Origin of the sequence: Fulvivirga lutimaris (genome assembly GCF_009711525.1) — a bacterium.
GTDB classification, from domain to species: domain Bacteria; phylum Bacteroidota; class Bacteroidia; order Cytophagales; family Cyclobacteriaceae; genus Fulvivirga; species Fulvivirga lutimaris.
This window is the reverse complement of the sequence record NZ_SMLV01000342.1, coordinates 1-16,901: the sequence shown is the minus strand read 5'-3', so window position 1 is coordinate 16,901 and position 16,901 is coordinate 1. Positions and strand designations below refer to the sequence as shown.

Genomic DNA, 16,901 nt, shown 5'->3' with positions numbered 1-16,901 from the left:
TCAAAGGACAAACGTTTGAATGTTACATTTGTAGATAAAATGAAAACCTAACTAATTAGCCATGAATAGGTTATTCCATCTGAATATTAGGATCTACAACATCTAAACCAGTGTTAGTGAGCATGGCTTTGGGAATATTGCTCTTAATATGGCTGCAGAGTTCATTGAGCATATTCTCTTTGTTATTTCTGGTTCTGGTAATTAGGCCTATTTCCCTGGCCTTTGGATTTTTCGAGTCGATCTGGCAAATGTTTTCCTCCTGATGCTCATTAAGACTTAAGGTAGTAAGCTCAGGCAAAATAGTCATGCCACCCTTTACATCAACAATTCTTATAAGTGCATCTATTGAATTACTTCTATAAATAAACTTCTTGTTTTTCCTTATTTCACTGAGGTTACAAAAGTTGTTGATTTGGTCTCTGAAACAGTTGCCCTCATTTAGCAGCCAGAGCTTACTGTAATCGATACTTGATAAGGAGATTTTTGAGTTTTCTGTATCACCGGATTTATAGAAAAAGAATTTTTCATAAAAAAGGGGTTGGCTCAAAAGGCCAAAAGCCTGAATTGGTGTTGAAATTATGCCGGCATCGAGGTCACCGTTCAAAACCCCTCTTACCACAAGCTCAGTGGTCATTTCGTTAATATCCAAAGCAATGTCGCTGTGGGTTTGCTGGAAAGAATCGGCAAAAAGTGGAACCAAAAATGGAGCAAGTGTGGGTATAATACCAAGTGAAATCTTACCAGACAGCGTATCTGACATATTATTCGCAAATTCCTGCAGTTCATCTGTGCTTACAATAATTTCGTGAGCCTTTGCTAGAAATTTCGAACCTTCTGGTGTTGGGTTTATAGGGCTTTTAGATCTATCGAATAAAAGTAGTCCTATCTCTTTTTCCAGCTTACCTATTTGTAAGCTGAGTCCGGGCTGCGATAGATTCAATTTCTGAGCTGCAATTCTAAAACTCTTGTGTCGCTGCAGTGCTAGCGCATATTGTAGTTGCTGTAAGGTCATAAGTTATACTAATGAGAGTGTAAATCTAATTAATAATATTAATACTAACATTGGGTTGTATGTCTAAGTGAGGAGTTACAAAAGAAAACAATTTACTAACCTAATGGCTGTTTCCGATTCTCTTTGTAAATTAAGAGTTGATGAAATGACCATTTTTTATGAATAATGCAATGTCTGTATTTAATGCGATTAGAGAAGGCGACTTAGCCAAAATAAAATCTTTAATAGAGGAAGATGGGAACCTTGTCAATGAAAAAGACCAAAAGGGGTTTACTCCGCTAGTATTTACTACCTATATGGGAAATCTGGAGATCACTAAATTTTTATTGGAAAAAGGTGCAAACGTTAACGAACAGGATGTGAATGGAAACACGGCCTTAATGGGTGTTTGCTTTAAAGGATATGAAGAGATAGCTCAATACCTGATTGACAAGGGAGCTGATGTTAACTTACAAAGTGCCAACGGAGCTACAGCGTTGTTCTATGCTATAAACTTTGGTCAGCAGGATATGGTGAAGTTACTTGTACAGAATGGAGCTGATCTTAGTATGACAGATGCAAAAGGGAATACTGCCTATGAGCAGGCAGAGCGACAGGGAAATCAGGAAGTAATGACGATGCTACAGTGATATGCTGATGATTAGCATACAAGGGCCGCAGGCTCGAGGCTTTTATTTGGATGCTGGTAAGCTAACAAATTTTAATAGTGTTTTACGAGGCATCATTGGGCACCAATTTTTACTTATCAGCTCGAAATTCAGAACAGATATACTCTATTTCTCAGAGGTAGATCAAAATAAGAACATTATAAAATTATTGTGCAGAGAGGTTGGTAAAGAGTATGACAAGAATCAACTGGAGAAGTTTTTCAGAACGACTGATAAGCAATCTACATTTGAACAATACTTTCTAAGACTTATGTACTTGTCTTCAAGAAGTCAGTGGTACAGTCAATATATAGCAGAGGCTCAACAGGTTCTGGTTGACTATTCACAAAATAAGGTAAGCATAGCTTTAAAAGACTGCATAGACCATGTGCATACCAATACAGAATTTGATGCCATAGAATTTCAATCCCTGACCTGTTCTATTCCTTTAGAGAATAAGGATTTGAAATCAGTTGCGCTCGATTTGTTAAGCTCATTTCTGGCCAATTAAATTTGGTTTTCAATTGTTCTGAAAGTGAGGTTTATTCTTGCTCCAGATACTTTTTTTGTTGGAGGTAGCCTGTGCAACCAATGGGTTTGTGTAGTTCCTTTCATTATAAGCAGACTGCCATGTTCTAGCATAAGTGAGACTACCTCTTTTGTTTCTTTGTGCTTAAAGCCAAATTTACGTTCAACCCCAAGAGTAACTGATGCTATAGCGCCATCTTTTTTAAGATCTTTTTCGCCATCGCTATGCCATGCCATACCTTCACTGCCATTATGATATAAGTTGAGTAGACAAGAATTATAAGTTTCTTTAGACTCTTTCTCAACCAGTGCTTTAAGTTTAATTAGTTCAGGGGTCCAAGGTAAAGCACTCTTGGTCACCTTAGAATAGGTGTAGGAAAAAGGCTGATCACCATACCATGCTACCTTGCGTTTAGTAATTATTTTCTTGCCGAATATGATGGCCTCATCGTTTTGCCATTTTATAGTATTGCGAAGCATTTCATAATAATGATCAGCATCTTTAAGCGACATTATTTTACCATAGTAGTTGGCTATGCCATCGGCCGGTAAGATATTCTTTGAAGGATCAGCTTTACTCTCAAATAATTCCATTCTTCCAATTTTTGTATTCTGCATTCAGACAGTGTCCGCAAGGTCTGTAACCTGAACTAAGTGCTTCATTCCGGTCTTTAAAAAATACCCTGTTTTCCTTATTCATTCTTTTACCTGACCTGCAACTTAGTTGACCATATATCTTAAGTTTTCTGTTTCCTGCATATAAAATAGCACGACTTCTAATTTTATAATGCAGGTCAGCATCATTTATGGTCTCATGATGGATCATATTAACTCAATGCATCATGAAAGATTATGCCAGCTGTCATTCTGCTTCCTTTAGTAAGTTCACTTACCCCATGTCTCATATTGGCTCTATAATAACCGTTTTTACCTTTAACTGGTCTAAAATTGGTAGCAAAAAGTACTACATCACCCAATTTTGGCTTTAACACAATGGCTTTAGATTGTGCTTTTGGCACTTGCTCTGTCATTACAAACTCACCACCTTCATAGTCGTGACCGTAGTGACTCAGAAACATTACCATTTGAATAGGGAAATAAACTTCGCCATATAAATCCTGATGGAGTGTATTAAATCCACCCTCACCATATTTTAATATCAAAACGGTAGGCTTTGTTTGTTCATGTGCCTTGCATATTTCCAAAAACTCTGTGTGTGTGGCAGGGTAGGTGATGCCTGTATTTAATGCTTTCATCCACAAATTTGCTATAGGGGCCAGATGTTTGTAAATATTGGTTCTAAGGGCCTGAATGAGTGGTGGTAAGGGATAATCAAAATACTTGTACTCTCCCAAACCAAATCGGTGCCTTTCCATAATCACAGTTTTTCTGTAGCCTGTCTTTTTATGGTAAAGGGCCCTAAGTGCTTCACACTGTTCCGGTGACAGCAGTGAGGGTATAGCGGCATAGCCCCTGGTATTTAATTCATGGGCAATATCATCCCAGTTCAATAATTGAATTTTGTCTTTCATCAGAAATGAATTTTAGTAAATAAAAGGCCGCTTATTTAGCTGACTGTGCAGACTCCCAGCCTATAATGGCGGTTTTACGATTACTTCCCCAGCGGTACTGCCCAAAATGACCGGTAGACTGAATAACACGGTGACAGGGAATTAAAAAGGCGACCGGATTGCTGCCAATGGCAGTTCCTACAGCTCTAGAGGCCTTTGGATGATTAATTTGTTGTGCTATGTGCCCGTAGGTGCTCAGTTTTCCTTGCGGTATTTTGATCAACGATTCCCAAACCTTGAGTTGAAAATCTGTACCCTTAAGGTGGAGCTTTATCTCATGCAACTTCGACCAATCATGGGTGAAAATGAATAATGCATTTTGCTGCTTCAAGTCCATTTTCTGCGAATAATGGGCTTCGGGAAATTTTTGATAAAGTTCCATTAAAGCTGTCTGCCCATCATCTGCAAAAGCAATATGGCAAATACCTTTTGGAGTGGAGGCAATAAGCATGTTTCCAAATGGACTCTCAGCAAAGCTATAGTTGATAGATAAATTGCTGCCACCATTTTTGTATTCCGCTGGTGTCATACCTTCTATGTTTATGAAAAGATCATGAAGGCGCGCTGGACCTGACAGACCGGTGTCATAGCTGGCGTCAGCCAATGTTGCTTTCTGTTCGGCCAATAGTTTTTTGGCATGCTCAATACTGAGGTATTGCAAAAACTTCTTCGGGCTAACACCTGCCCAATCAGTAAACATTCTTTGAAAATGAAACGGACTTAGGTGCACTTTTTCCGCAACCTCATCAAGGTTAGGCTGCTGCCTGAAGTTGTCTTTTAAATAGGCAATAGCTTCTGCTATTCTATCAAAATCGATCTGTTGTTGAGTAGTGGTCATCGCTTGATTATTTAAATATAGTGTAAATCTAGCGATGAGGGATGGTGGCTAACACCCGAATCTTGCGGTGTTAACTTATGAGTCATCTGGAAACTGAGGGTTGAATTATGAAAATACTAATTATCAACAATCTCAATTTTACCATCCTGCCATGGATTTCTCGGTAGATAGAGATTAATGCCGGTTTCTTCTTCAATGTCTATGAGCTGATTCCTTAGTTCCACACTTCTCAATCCAATTTTTTTGCGCATGTTGTTAGCTTTACGCGCTGTTTCGATGTTTAGTGTTGGTCCGAGGAAACCATAGGCTGCCTGACCATGATTGCTTTCTGAGGCTACTTTCCAGTCTTCTGCCAGAACAAATTCAATGGGTGACATTTGGCCATTGTCTATTGCTTTTAAAAGCTTTGGTCTTGAATAATCAAACAGGGTATCTGCTTTGTTGTAGGCAGAAGAAATAGAATTATGATGACTTAGCACGGTTGATAGCCAGAAATCATTTCCAATCAGCCTTTCACCAGGATAGCCTGAAGAATTAAGGATTTTGATTAAATGAGCTATCTGTTGTTCGCTATGAGGTGCAAACTTCTCTTCATTGTATCTGTTCTTTGCTTTTTGACCAATTTTGAAAAGCGCTTTAAAGGCCATTTTTTGATCTTTCTTAAACATCTCATGAGCTTGATTGCGCAATGGTTGGTTTAAAGTCTTTTGATAATCTTCTATTAAATGAGTTATTTCTACTTTTGATAGAGCATCCAATAATGGCCTAACTAACTTATTCTTTTTTATTGCTTTTGGAGTCCAACCACCTTTGATGCCTGACTTTAAATAATCTGTAGCAAGGGTGTTGTTGTTAGTTAATATGGCAAGCTGCGCTGCAACTTTGTATTCTTTTAAAAACACAAAATCATAGGAATCGAAGAGTTGGGTATATTGTTCGAGGGCAGCCTCAAACTTATGATCTACAATAAGCTGTTCAATTTCTATAACTTCATTGTGATAGGTGAGGTAGCTGGGTTGGGAGAATGATACTGTGCCTTGCCAAAGGATAAGCCACAGACTAATACTTAATATAGCTGTGTTCATTTTTTAAATCTGTTTGATTCGATAGCAATTGTTGAAACTATTCTATTTTAAAATGATATCATCTTCAGTGTTTACTTTTCCATCTTTTCCAGCAGATAGCAATTCAAAACTTTTATCTAAAATGGTATATACAATAGGATTTCCCCAAGCGTCAAAACCCCAATCTTTTCTTAGAGGTCTACTGCCAATGAGTTGATCTATTGTTCTTGGATAAGCACCGGTTTGACTTTCATACTTTTCAATTGCAGTTTTAATCTCATCAAGACGATGAATTGTGTTTTGAGTCTTGAAATAATCAAAGGTTAGAATCCTGAATATTGAAAAACACAGAATAAGGATTAAAGCAATAATAATTGAATAGCGAATGGAAGGAGAGATTATTATATCGAACCACTTTACAGATTTTCCTTTGTCTACTCTTTTTTTGAATATCGCTATATCAAATAGAAAAAAGAATATGCTTTTGATTATATCTATCAATCAGTTAGTGTTTGATGATAGTTAAAAATAGCAATTCAATACAATATGTTTTATTAATTCAACCAATTCTTAGAGATTTCCACGTCCTCCTTGCAGTCGTCTTCGCAATGACGAAAAGAGAAGATGTCTTGCCGGACCTGTTCCGGCATCTTTTAAATGAGACCCCTGAATAAATCCGGGGCGGAGTCTGCGGTAAGGCGGACCTAATGAAAACTAAACTTTCCACCTACTCTCACGCCACTTCTTTTGTTCTTCTTTTGTTAAGAAGGTCCAGGCAACGATGCGTGCTGATTTATTGCCTGTGCCTGTAGGAATTGTTTTAACCTCAACTGCTTCAAATTTGTCCAGCGACTGATATATGCTTTTTAAGTTAGATTGTTTGGATACCAGCGAAGAGAACCAAAAGCAGTTGGTTGAGAACTTCTTACTTTCTCTAATCATATTATTAACGAACTTATATTCACCACCATCACAAATAAGCTCATTATTAATGCCGGCAAAGTTGAGTTCGGGATTCTTAACCGCTTTTCCTGTTAAATTTTTTACTTTTCTGGCAGTGCCTTGCCTTGCCTCTTCTGCCGATGCATGGAAAGGAGGGTTGCAAATGGAAAAATCAATTTTATCTTCCTTACCAATAATGCCATAAAAGGAGTCTTTGGGGTTTTCCTGTAGTCGGCAATCAATCTTGCCTTTAAGAGACGGGTTAGCATCTACAATCTTTTGAGCAGCTTGGACAGACTTTGGGTCAATGTCTGACCCAATAAAATGCCAGCCATATTCAACTGCTCCTATGATCGGGTAGATGCAATTGGCACCAATACCAATATCATAACCGATAACCTTGCTGCCCTTAGGTATATTGCCAAAGTTACTCGAGCCAAGCAAGTCAGCTATATGATGAAGATAATCTGCTCTGCCCGGAATAGGCGGACATAAGTTATCATCAGGAAACTCCCAATGTTTTATGCCATAATAATGATTGAGTAAGGCCTTATTTAAAATTTTGACAGCAGAAGGATTGGCAAAGTCAACAGAATCATCACCATACTTGTTAGGTTTTACATGCTTCTTTAATTCGGGAATGGAGACTATTAATGCCTTTAGATCATAGCGTTCACGGTTTTTATTGCGAGGGTGTAATCGGGCTTTTATCTCCTGACTTTTCTTTGATGCCATGATATGCTGTATGGTGATGAATGTGTTATACGGGATAATTTAGAAAATACCCACTGCAAGTTCTGCCCAAATGATCAGAAACGCTAATAAAATAGCCAGGCAGATGCCTAAACGTTGCTCAAACTTCTGAAATTTTCTGAGTGTAAACTCGCAAGCCAGACCAGTACAAAGTAACAGTATACCCATTACTGCAAAATCCAAGATGGTCCAGTTTACTTCGCTAGTGAGTTGCATAGCCACCAACGGAATAAGAAGGAGCACTGGTATCGAGGCAAGAATAATTGTGAATCTTTTGTTCATGGTGATCATGTTGTTGTTTTTATATTGAAAGTACTTTGAAATGCAAAGTAAAATATTAAATATTTCATTTGCAAATCAAGGTGTTTAGAAGGTAGTGGAAAGGTTTTCTCCGCTACGCTACGAAATGACTGAATTCACATACTCCCCGGATTTATTCCGGGGTCTCTTGGAGATGCCTGCCTGTCGACCGACAAGCCGGAACATGTCCGGCAAGAGTTTTATTTCACCCTGAGCTTGTCGAAGAGTGTATTTGTTTATGCTTCGACTGGCTGGGCTTGATAAAAAAAGCCATCCTCATAATTGAGAATGGCTTTTCAAAATATTAGCATAAGCCTTTATTACTTATTCATAATCTTATTCTGCTGGTCAATTGACTCCTGATGAACTGCTTTCAAATACTTCTCAATAAACTCATCACTCAGACCTACTTTTCTACCTTTAGAAAAGGCCTTTTCTAAAATCTCTTCCCATCTTTTAGTCTGCAAAATAGAGATGTTGTTCTCCTTTTTATACTGACCAATTTTCTGAGCTACTTCCATTCTTTGAGCAAACAATGCCATGATCTCATCATCATATTTATCAATTTGACTTCTGAAAGCAGAAAGTCCTGAAAGACTACCGTTTTGTGGAGCGGTGTTTCTCACGACAAGATCATTTACCATTTCGCCAACTCGCTCTGGTACCACTTGCTGCTTAGCATCACTCCATGCATTATCAGGATCTATATGTGACTCTATCATCACACCATCAAAGTTTAGATCTAACGCCTCCTGTGCTACCTCAAATAGCATATGTCTGTTTCCACAAATGTGGCTAGGGTCACAGATCATCGGTAGGTTCGGGAACCTTCTTTTTAATTCAATAGGAAGCTGCCATTGTGGAGCATTACGGTATTGTTTCTCACCATACTTGGCAAACCCTCTGTGGATACCGCCAATCTGAGTAACACCTGCCTGCTGGATGCGTTCTATCGCACCTATCCATAAATCAAGGTCAGCATTAATTGGGTTTTTGATCAATACAGGAATATCAACGCCTTTTAAAGCATCAGCCACTTCCTGCACAGAGAATGGATTTACGGTAGTTCTGGCCCCAATCCAAAGTACATCAACACCATGCTTTAACGCTTCCTGTACGTGTGCTGCGGTAGCTACTTCTACAGTTGTAGGAAGCCCCGTAGCCACTTTGGCTTTTTGTAGCCATTTTAAACCAATGGAGCCAATACCCTCAAAATTTCCGGGTCTTGTCCTGGGTTTCCAAATCCCTGCTCTTAGCATATCCACCTTACCAGTGGCTTTCAAGCGCATGCAAGTTTCTAATACTTGTTCTTCAGATTCAGCGCTACACGGTCCACTGATTACAATAGGTCTTTCCACTCCAGGGAACCAATCTGTTATTGCGGGTAATTTCTGTAAAGCTTCCATAATTAGTTATTTAAAGCGGCCTCCTGACCTTTTAGTTCTATTCCGTCCAAAATTCTTTTTATCTCATTGGCTGAAGCAATATGTTCATGTGTTTTGTGCAATTCGTCCTGCTGAATCATTAGCTTCAAAGCATTGAGCTTATCTACATAGGCATCAATAGCTGTTACTAAATTCTCCTTATTTTCATGAAAAATAGGAGCCCACATATTAGCCGAGCTATTGGCCAAACGAACAGTGGAGGCAAAACCACTACCAGCCATGTTAAAGATGCTCTTCTCATCTTTCTCAATGTCAAGCACGGTAAGCCCTAATGTGAAAGATGTGATGTGGGACAAATGCGAAACATAGGCAATGTGTCTGTCATGCTCAGCGGCTTCCATCTTGATGGTTTTCATCTTCAAGGATTCAAACACTTTTTCTGCTGCTGCCAAAGATGAGGCATTGCTATGCTCAGCATCACAAATGATATTTACTTTTCCATCGAACAAATAATAATGGGCAGCGTCAGGACCTGAGAACTCAGTACCTGCTATGGGGTGACAAGCCACAAACTGGCTTCTGTTTTTGTGATTTGCTACTGCATTGCAGATGTTTTGCTTAATTGAGCCAACATCTATTACTGTAGCCCCTGGCTTGATGTTGTCAAGCACTGCTGTTAACACCTCAGGGGCATTATCTACAGGTATCGATAAAATGATAAGGTCAGAAGAAGGTACCGCTTCCTCTAATGATTTGGCCTCATCTATAATACCTACTTCCAGCGCTTTCGCTAGATGAATGCTATTTTTGTCCACACCTAACACCGTGGTGGCCAGTCGCCTTTTCTTTAAATCCAGCGCCATCGAGCCGCCAATCAATCCTGTTCCAATTACTGTTACTACCATTATTTGTTCTTTATTTGTTCTATTCTTTTTAATGCTTTTTCAAAAGTTGCTACAGGGGCACAAAGGGAAATTCTGATATATCTTTTGCCCTGATCTCCGAAAATAAATCCGGGGGTGATAAACACATCGGCCTGATATAAGATCTCGTTGATCATGACATCTACATCAGCAATGCTTTCCGGGATTTTAGCCCAAACAAACATGCCGACCTGGTTTTTATCATATTTGCAATCCAACGTATCCATGATCTGCCATACCACCGCTCTGCGTTCTTTGTAAATCTTGTCGATAGAATCATACCAATCCTTACCTAGTTTTAACGCTTCTATTGCTGCCGCCTGAATGCCTAAAAACATCCCGGAGTCCATATTACTTTTGAAGGTCAGGATGTTGTTGATATGCTGTTCTTTTGCAGCTATCATACCCACGCGCCAACCCGCCATGTTGTGCGACTTGCTTAATGAATTGAGCTCCAATATATAATCTGATAGTCCTGCACTTAACATGCTTAAAGGCTCATCGTTGAGTATAAAACTATATGGATTGTCATTGCAGATCAGTATTTTGTTCCGCTCACCAAATGCCTTTAATTGTTCAAAAAGAGCTGTGCTGGCACTTGTTCCGGTTGGCATGTTGGGGTAGTTCACCCACATCAATTTTACCTTGTTCAGATCCGTCCCCTCTAAAGCTTCCAAATCAGGCAACCAGCCTTGCTCATCACTCAGGTTATAGTATCTGCAAGAGGCACCTGTAAGATTGGCAGCCGCTGCATAAGCAGGGTAGCCAGGATTAGGCACCAGTACTTCATCACCTGGATTTAAGTAGGTCATGGAAATGTGCATGATACCTTCCTTTGATCCTATCAGTGGTAAAATCTCAGTCTCAGGATTTAAGTCCACCTGATAGTACTTTTTATACCAGTCAGCAAAGGCCCCTCTCAGTGCAGGTATGCCCTTATAGCTCTGGTAGCCATGTACATTGTCCTGTTCTGATGTATTGTTCAATGCTTTTATAACTGAGTCAGCCGGCTTAAGATCGGGACTGCCTATTCCCAAATTGATGACGTCTTTGCCCTGACTCCTAAGCTGAGCAATCTCTCTCAATTTTTTAGAGAAGTAGTATTCTTCAACACCCGCTATTCTATCTGCGATGGTGATCATAACGTAATTCCTTTTTTGTACACTCCTAATACCCTCAGCTCGTTGCTGTATTTTTCCAGGGCCTCAAGCCCCTTCTCATACTGCTCGTGATTTTCAAATTCTATGTCCAGATGGAAGTAGTACTCCCATTCCTTTTTGATAACAGGAAAGGACTGAATTTTAGAAACGTTGACATTGATTTCCGCAAGTGCCGTTAAGGCTTTTGCCAGACTTCCGGGCTCATGGCTTACACCAAAGTATAATGAAGCCTTATTTGCCGTTTCGTCATGGTCATTAGCCTGACGCCCAAGAATCAGAAATCGGGTATAGTTGTTATGCACGGTTTCTATATTAGGTGCAATTATTTCTAAGTTATAAAGCTCAGCGGCCTTTTTACTGGCTATGGCAGCTACACCTACTAAATTGTTATCAAGCACTTGCTTTGCACTCAAAGCTGTATCTTCCGCTTCCACTAACTTCATATTTGGAAATTGTTTCAAATACTGTCGGCACTGGTAAATGGCCATTGGGTGAGAGCGTACTTCAACAATATCATTTATGGATTGGCCTGGCAAGGCCATTAGATGCTGACTAATCTGCAAGTAGATTTCTCCTTTAATGAAAAGATCGGCTCCTTGAAGCAACTGGTAATTAGATAGAATGCTACCAGCGATAGAATTTTCAATGGCCATAACGCCACCATCGGTTATTGCTGCATCGCTGCATTTGTAAGCAAGTTCGGAAAACGAAGGGCAGGGGATGATGTCAATGGACTCATGAAAATATCCTTCAGCAGCTATCTGATGAAAACTACCTTCATACCCCTGAATGGCAATTTTATGTGCTGTCAATGTCTCTACGTTTTCGTTCATTTGTCCTTTATTAAGTAATCGTTATTTCGGTTTCCGGTTTTCCAGAAGAGAAATCCCCGTTCAACTTAAGGAGATTTCTCACTCATTCGCTGATGGCTCATTTGTTCGAAATGACGTTACAAACAAGACATAAAAAAAGGCCTCCAAATTGGAGGCCTAGTGCTATGTTTATGTATACAACAGTGCCTCCTTTAATTACTTAAAGTAAAAAAAGTAAAAGCTAAAATATGTTGTATAGGTTCTTGTCGCGTTCATTACGGTGGTAAATATGCTATATATTTTTTTGTATCCAACAATAATTATTAAAAAAGTGATGAATATAATTTTCGAAAACGATTGCTGGGTTTTGATTCACTGTTCTTTTGTAGATATCTAACTTAATTAGTGCTGGTCCATCATAATTTGATTTCCATCAGGATCGGCAAGCATGATTGACTTCATGGCTTCAGATTCTGAGGTTTCCTTAATTAGCGTTAGGCCTTTTGATTTAAGATCGTTTTGAATGGACAATACATCTTTGGGATTAAAAGTGAGCATGTTGTCATCGAACATACCCTGAAATAAACCCAGCTTGACAGATTCATTTTTAATGATTCGCCATTTCATTTTATCGGTGTCTTTAAATCCTTCGTGGATATGACCTCCATCAATAATTTCAAATCCAAGTTTAGTGTAAAAATCAAGACTGGCAGTGATGTCCTTTACAGCAAGGCTGAGTGAAAATGCTCCTAGTGTCATGTGGTTTGTGTGTTTTATGTTTTTAGCTATGTCAAACTAAGTACCAGTTTTTGGACTTTATCCACCTAATACTTTAGTATGATTTTAGATTTTAGAATGCTTTAATTACTATGTCCATCATATAATGAACTACTCCAAGCCAGATAATATCTCTGGATCGATAAGCAGTATAAAGTATAAATGTTGTCAAACTTCCCGTTAATATAAAGAAGGTGAGAATATGGCTCCACGGGTCACCTTCAGCAATTGAGCCTGGCACGTGAGCAAACGCAAAGAGGATGGCTGGGATTATTATTGCCCATTTGGTACCCAGTATCCACTTTAGTCGAACAAATAGAAAGGCCAGAATCATATTCTCAAAAAAGATAGCTGGGAAGTTTGTTAGTGCCTTGTACTCAAAGGCACCGGTAAGAATAGGGATAAACCTGTTCCATTCTCCTCTTAATCCAATGAAAATGATCACACCTAGAATTGAAGTTGCGATGCCAAATGCCAATTTTAACCAGAGTTTTTCTTTTGAAATAAATAATGTGTTAAGACTTTGTTTTCTTATAGATAAAGTCAAAAGGATGGGTGAGAAGATAATTACATTATTCAACATCCAAATGACTCCTTGCAAAATGTGATTTTCAGCAGTGGGTATGAGAAAACCCGCTGAATATATCTGACCAATAACTATAACTGCCACTGCTGCTATTAGCGATATGATAAAGTCTGTCTTCGGTTTGTTGGAGTTGTGAATAGTTGATATTGGCCATTTTGTTTTAGCATTTACTAAAAACCAGCTTGCACAGATAGCACCATAAGCAAGTGTTAATGGCACTATAAAAAACGAATTAGATTGCATTATTTCTTCCATGATAATTATGTTTTGGTTTTAACTGAATGAATTTTTTGTTGAACCAAATCACATATAATAAAACCTCAACTTTTTTGAACCGTGTCTCAAATCTTTGATTCAATGTCTGAAATCAGGGTATTAGTGGCATTCGAAATTTCTGACCATTGACTGAAATGCCTATATTCATGTCTGAAATCTGAGTGCTATGTGGCTTAAATTGAATTACGATCTTTTGAAAAGCTGGAAGGCGGTAATGCTAACTACTTTGGTGGTAATCATTGCTTACCTGGCTATCATTTACTTGCATCCTGAGAATCTGGACTGGGTAGGAAGTGATGAATTTTCAGTGGTTAATCTTATCAGGTTTGTGCTGGTTGATCAGTTTTTGATAGAGTGCATTACTGTAGCACTTATTTTTCAGTTGGTAAGAATTTACGCTAACAAGATAGGGCTGATGGATGTGAAGCTGCAACCGAAGGAGCTTCTGTTTTATGAACTTAAGTTTTTTCCGCTTTTGCTAATGGCTTTTTTCTTCTTTGCACCATTAACTTTAACGGCCCGTTTTTTACTGCATTACTTTCCTGATCTGGATAGTGCCATTTATTTTAATGAATACTTCTACAGTCTAAAGCTTTATGTCAACTACCTGCCACCTACCTGCCACCTGTATTGCTCATTGGTTATTTCATCATCAACGTTAACCTTTTGAGGATATATAATGAGCAGCTTGGTAAGACCAGGGAGGACTTGCATACAACCAAAACTCAAAGAATCAAGGAGCGTCTAATGGCTTCAGATGAATTTGGGGAGGTGTTTGTTGAGGTTAATAAAATATTGTGGATAGAGCGGGAAGACCGCAAGACTTTTATACATACCATTGAAGACAAATACCGCTTAAAGGAGAATATTTCAGAAATAGAAGCGAAGCTTAACCCCGATCGATTTGTGCGTATCAACAGAAGCTCAATCATTAACCTTGAATGCCTGTTGAACTATTCGTTTTGGGAGAATGATAAATATATTGTCAGATTGAAAGACAGTGACAAAGAATTTGTGATGTCACGAGAGCGGCTGCAAAAGATAAAGCATTTACTACTGGAACCGGTCGAAGTTTGATTGTAGATTAAAAGAGGAAGAGAACTCCCTCTTTTAACTAAAAAGCCTTTACATAATTACTGGCACATCACTTAGCATCTTCCATTCTCCATTGTTATGCTTCACTACAGTTACTATCGACACAAAGGTCATCTTGGTTCCTTTGAAAGTGACTTTTGCACTTGCTGTATTTCCATTAATCAACACATTTTCGATTTTTAATTCACGACTGTCACCACCAAATTCTTTGGAAGCGATCTTTTCCAAGTAAACTGAGCGAGGCATAACTACCACTTCTGTACTCCCAAATAGTTGATTCATGACAACCCGATAGTTTTCATCCAAGTATTTATCTAGGGTCTCGGCATCATTAAAATCTCCAGCATTTGCAAAGTTTTTGATAGTGGCTTTTACAGCTTCTGTTTCTGATTGTTGGGCTGTTGCGCATGCGCTCAATAGCATTCCTACCATCCCGATTAAAATTGATTTGTCCATTTTCAGTTAATTTAAGTTTATGATTTATTTATGATAATACAATAGTTGATATATCAATTAATTGAGTAAATTTTTTTAAGACATATTGCTTTGAATTCTTTTCAGCATTCCTTCCAGTGTTTTTAGTTCTTCAGAAGTGAATCCTTCTACACTCTTACTACGATGCGCCTGGACTGTTCCAAAATTGTCCACAATAAACTTCTTTCCTGTAGAGGTTAGTTTTATGTTATACTGCCTTCTGTTATTCTCAATAGCCTGTCTTTCAATTAATCCCTTTTTGGACAGTAAGTCTAATGTGCGAGTAATAGAAGCTGGATCTCGGAGTGATTTTTCGGCCAGCTCTTTCTGTGACATTTGGTCAAATTCCTCAATGATCTTTAGTAGAATCCATTGCTCTATGGTAATACCCAAACCGAGACGATCAAAATCTCTTTGGGAATAGACCTTTGAAATTTTACTGGTCTTCTCAATTTGGAATAGGATTACGTCTTCAATTTTACCACCTGTCATTGCAATATCAATTATTGATAATGCAATAGTAAAAATAATTATTGATATATCAATTATATATTATTGAATTTTCAATATGGCTCTCCGAATAGCAGCCAAATGACCAAATATCACTACTGGCACTACTATGGCCGGTAGCCAAACAAAAGGGAAGTAGAGCACTGCAATATTAGGCTGTTCAAAAGATAACTGCTGGATAGGGGAAGGCACAGACAGGATCCCCGTGATCACCACCTGTAGCACCAAACCAAGGCAGATAACATTCCAGGCTAATAAAGCACCATTAGACATTTTCCTTTGTCGATAACCAAAGTAGGCAACTAAGGGCGCTGTCAAGCCTGATAGGATATCAAAGTTACGACCTTCAAAAGTCATAGATTCAGGCAGCACACCATGAAGAAAGAGCCAAAGTAAAACAATTTCAACGGCTACACGAACCGAATGCAAGTAACCGTACATTTCCAGATCAATACTATCAATAAAGGCTTTGCCTTTTTTTGTTAGAAAAGTGATAATCATAACCACTATAGTCGGAGCTATTAATAAAATAAATCGTGGCGGTAGATTATAGTTGTCTAAAAAGAAGTCTTGAGAACTCATAACTCCAGTAAAAATGGCCATAACCAATACATAGGCTATTGCTACTTTGTTTTTATTGGTGGCCTTGTAGAATAACGCAATGGTGACGGTCGTGATGGCAATAAATAAAAGGCCGACATAGTTGGGTAAAGTTTCCATATCTTGTATTTATAATTGTATATACATGTATTTTTAGAAAATAAGTTATTTTAAATCTGCTTCTTTTACAGCTGCAGTTATATTGTTCAACTGTTGGATACTGAATGCTCCTAATAATGCCTCCATCTCTTTATGTGTAGCTTCCCATACAGGAGCTACATTTTCCAACAGTGCCCTCCCATCAGCAGTTAGCGAAAGTAATTTCATTCTAGGGTCATCCGCCACGGCAAACTGAATCCAGCCTTTGTCAATCAGTCTTTTTAAGTCCCTACTTATGGTAGACTGATCCAGAACCAACAGGTCTGCAATATTTTTTTGGTTGATCCCCTCGTTCTTACCAACTATAAATAGGATAGAAAGCATGCTTCCCTTCAGGCCGAAAGGTCTTATTCTGGCCTGATAGATTTTATCTGTCAACTTATGCAGCTTCCTGATTTTTGCATTAATGCAAAGCGTTGGATCTATTCTATCGAAGTTGGGAGTCTTCATAAGACAAAGTTAAAAATAAATATGTATATACATGTATAT

Annotated in this window: 23 protein-coding genes; 4 read left to right on the top strand and 19 right to left on the bottom strand. The window is 38.5% G+C overall.

Features of this window, described 5'->3' with window-relative positions; translation table 11 throughout:
• Window positions 1-70: 70 nt before the first annotated feature.
• Window positions 71-1,012: a LysR family transcriptional regulator gene (locus tag E1140_RS08050; RefSeq protein ID WP_155181459.1), complete on the bottom strand. Its 942-nt coding sequence runs from the start codon at window positions 1,010-1,012 to the stop codon at window positions 71-73.
• Window positions 1,013-1,170: 158 nt separating this feature from the next.
• Here E1140_RS08050 and E1140_RS08045 point away from each other — a divergent pair, with 158 nt between their 5' ends.
• A complete protein-coding gene (locus E1140_RS08045) occupies window positions 1,171-1,641 on the top strand; it encodes an ankyrin repeat domain-containing protein (RefSeq protein WP_155181456.1) in 471 nt (156 codons plus the stop codon).
• 7 nt (window positions 1,642-1,648) lie between these two features.
• Window positions 1,649-2,170 carry a hypothetical protein gene (locus tag E1140_RS08040; protein ID WP_155181454.1) on the top strand — a complete coding sequence of 174 codons (522 nt, stop codon included), beginning with the start codon at window positions 1,649-1,651 and terminating at the stop codon, window positions 2,168-2,170.
• Here the strand turns inward: E1140_RS08040 and E1140_RS08035 are convergent.
• From E1140_RS08035 to E1140_RS07970, 14 genes are all read right to left on the bottom strand, one after another.
• A complete protein-coding gene (locus tag E1140_RS08035; RefSeq protein WP_155181451.1) occupies window positions 2,167-2,781 on the bottom strand; it encodes an alpha-ketoglutarate-dependent dioxygenase AlkB family protein in 615 nt (204 codons plus the stop codon). The two genes, E1140_RS08040 and E1140_RS08035, sit on opposite strands and share 4 nt — an antisense overlap.
• Entirely contained in the window at window positions 2,768-3,013 is a 246-nt protein-coding gene (locus tag E1140_RS08030; RefSeq protein WP_155181448.1) for an Ada metal-binding domain-containing protein, read from the bottom strand. The genes E1140_RS08035 and E1140_RS08030 overlap by 14 nt, the downstream gene beginning before the upstream one ends.
• Window position 3,014: 1 nt before the next feature.
• Window positions 3,015-3,719: a 2OG-Fe(II) oxygenase gene (locus E1140_RS08025; protein ID WP_155181445.1), complete on the bottom strand. Its 705-nt coding sequence runs from the start codon at window positions 3,717-3,719 to the stop codon at window positions 3,015-3,017.
• Between the two features lie 31 nt (window positions 3,720-3,750).
• The gene (locus tag E1140_RS08020; RefSeq protein WP_155181442.1) at window positions 3,751-4,596 is read right to left on the bottom strand and encodes a bifunctional helix-turn-helix domain-containing protein/methylated-DNA--[protein]-cysteine S-methyltransferase; all 846 of its coding nucleotides are present in this window, start codon (window positions 4,594-4,596) and stop codon (window positions 3,751-3,753) included.
• A gap of 116 nt (window positions 4,597-4,712) precedes the next feature.
• On the bottom strand, window positions 4,713-5,681 hold the full coding sequence (locus E1140_RS08015; protein WP_155181439.1) for a hypothetical protein: 969 nt from the start codon (window positions 5,679-5,681) through the stop codon (window positions 4,713-4,715).
• A 42-nt stretch (window positions 5,682-5,723) separates the two neighbouring features.
• Window positions 5,724-6,161, bottom strand: coding sequence for a type II secretion system protein GspG (locus E1140_RS08010; protein WP_155181437.1), 438 nt, complete (start codon window positions 6,159-6,161; stop codon window positions 5,724-5,726).
• Between the two features lie 213 nt (window positions 6,162-6,374).
• Complete coding sequence (gene rlmF, locus E1140_RS08005) at window positions 6,375-7,337, bottom strand: 23S rRNA (adenine(1618)-N(6))-methyltransferase RlmF (protein ID WP_155181434.1); 963 nt, start codon at window positions 7,335-7,337, stop codon at window positions 6,375-6,377.
• A gap of 39 nt (window positions 7,338-7,376) precedes the next feature.
• Window positions 7,377-7,637 (bottom strand): hypothetical protein, encoded by a 261-nt coding sequence (locus E1140_RS08000; RefSeq protein WP_343034183.1) that lies wholly within the window; start codon window positions 7,635-7,637, stop codon window positions 7,377-7,379.
• 338 nt (window positions 7,638-7,975) lie between these two features.
• Entirely contained in the window at window positions 7,976-9,061 is a 1,086-nt protein-coding gene (locus E1140_RS07995; protein ID WP_155181428.1) for a chorismate mutase, read from the bottom strand.
• Window positions 9,062-9,063: 2 nt separating this feature from the next.
• Window positions 9,064-9,945 (bottom strand): prephenate dehydrogenase, encoded by an 882-nt coding sequence (locus E1140_RS07990; RefSeq protein WP_155181425.1) that lies wholly within the window; start codon window positions 9,943-9,945, stop codon window positions 9,064-9,066.
• Entirely contained in the window at window positions 9,945-11,105 is a 1,161-nt protein-coding gene (locus E1140_RS07985) for a pyridoxal phosphate-dependent aminotransferase (RefSeq protein ID WP_155181422.1), read from the bottom strand. The genes E1140_RS07990 and E1140_RS07985 overlap by 1 nt, the downstream gene beginning before the upstream one ends.
• On the bottom strand, window positions 11,102-11,956 hold the full coding sequence (locus tag E1140_RS07980) for a prephenate dehydratase (protein ID WP_155181419.1): 855 nt from the start codon (window positions 11,954-11,956) through the stop codon (window positions 11,102-11,104). The genes E1140_RS07985 and E1140_RS07980 overlap by 4 nt, the downstream gene beginning before the upstream one ends.
• Before the next feature lie 381 nt (window positions 11,957-12,337).
• Window positions 12,338-12,694, bottom strand: a complete 357-nt coding sequence (locus E1140_RS07975; protein WP_155181416.1) for a VOC family protein — start codon at window positions 12,692-12,694, stop codon at window positions 12,338-12,340.
• A gap of 91 nt (window positions 12,695-12,785) precedes the next feature.
• Entirely contained in the window at window positions 12,786-13,553 is a 768-nt protein-coding gene (locus E1140_RS07970; RefSeq protein ID WP_155181413.1) for a CPBP family glutamic-type intramembrane protease, read from the bottom strand.
• Between the two features lie 187 nt (window positions 13,554-13,740).
• On the opposite strand from E1140_RS07970, the gene E1140_RS07965 reads away from it, so the two are divergent.
• Complete coding sequence (locus E1140_RS07965; protein ID WP_155181410.1) at window positions 13,741-14,244, top strand: hypothetical protein; 504 nt, start codon at window positions 13,741-13,743, stop codon at window positions 14,242-14,244.
• The gene (locus E1140_RS07960; protein WP_155181407.1) at window positions 14,241-14,651 is read left to right on the top strand and encodes a LytTR family DNA-binding domain-containing protein; all 411 of its coding nucleotides are present in this window, start codon (window positions 14,241-14,243) and stop codon (window positions 14,649-14,651) included. The genes E1140_RS07965 and E1140_RS07960 overlap by 4 nt, the downstream gene beginning before the upstream one ends.
• A gap of 48 nt (window positions 14,652-14,699) precedes the next feature.
• Here E1140_RS07960 and E1140_RS07955 read toward each other — a convergent pair whose 3' ends face one another.
• From E1140_RS07955 to E1140_RS07940, 4 genes are all read right to left on the bottom strand, one after another.
• Window positions 14,700-15,125, bottom strand: coding sequence for a nuclear transport factor 2 family protein (locus E1140_RS07955; RefSeq protein WP_155181404.1), 426 nt, complete (start codon window positions 15,123-15,125; stop codon window positions 14,700-14,702).
• 75 nt (window positions 15,126-15,200) lie between these two features.
• Window positions 15,201-15,635 (bottom strand): MarR family winged helix-turn-helix transcriptional regulator, encoded by a 435-nt coding sequence (locus E1140_RS07950; RefSeq protein ID WP_155181402.1) that lies wholly within the window; start codon window positions 15,633-15,635, stop codon window positions 15,201-15,203.
• 60 nt (window positions 15,636-15,695) lie between these two features.
• Window positions 15,696-16,373 carry a hypothetical protein gene (locus E1140_RS07945; RefSeq protein ID WP_155181399.1) on the bottom strand — a complete coding sequence of 226 codons (678 nt, stop codon included), beginning with the start codon at window positions 16,371-16,373 and terminating at the stop codon, window positions 15,696-15,698.
• Between the two features lie 45 nt (window positions 16,374-16,418).
• Window positions 16,419-16,862 (bottom strand): MarR family winged helix-turn-helix transcriptional regulator, encoded by a 444-nt coding sequence (locus E1140_RS07940; protein ID WP_155181396.1) that lies wholly within the window; start codon window positions 16,860-16,862, stop codon window positions 16,419-16,421.
• Window positions 16,863-16,901: the final 39 nt, after the last annotated feature.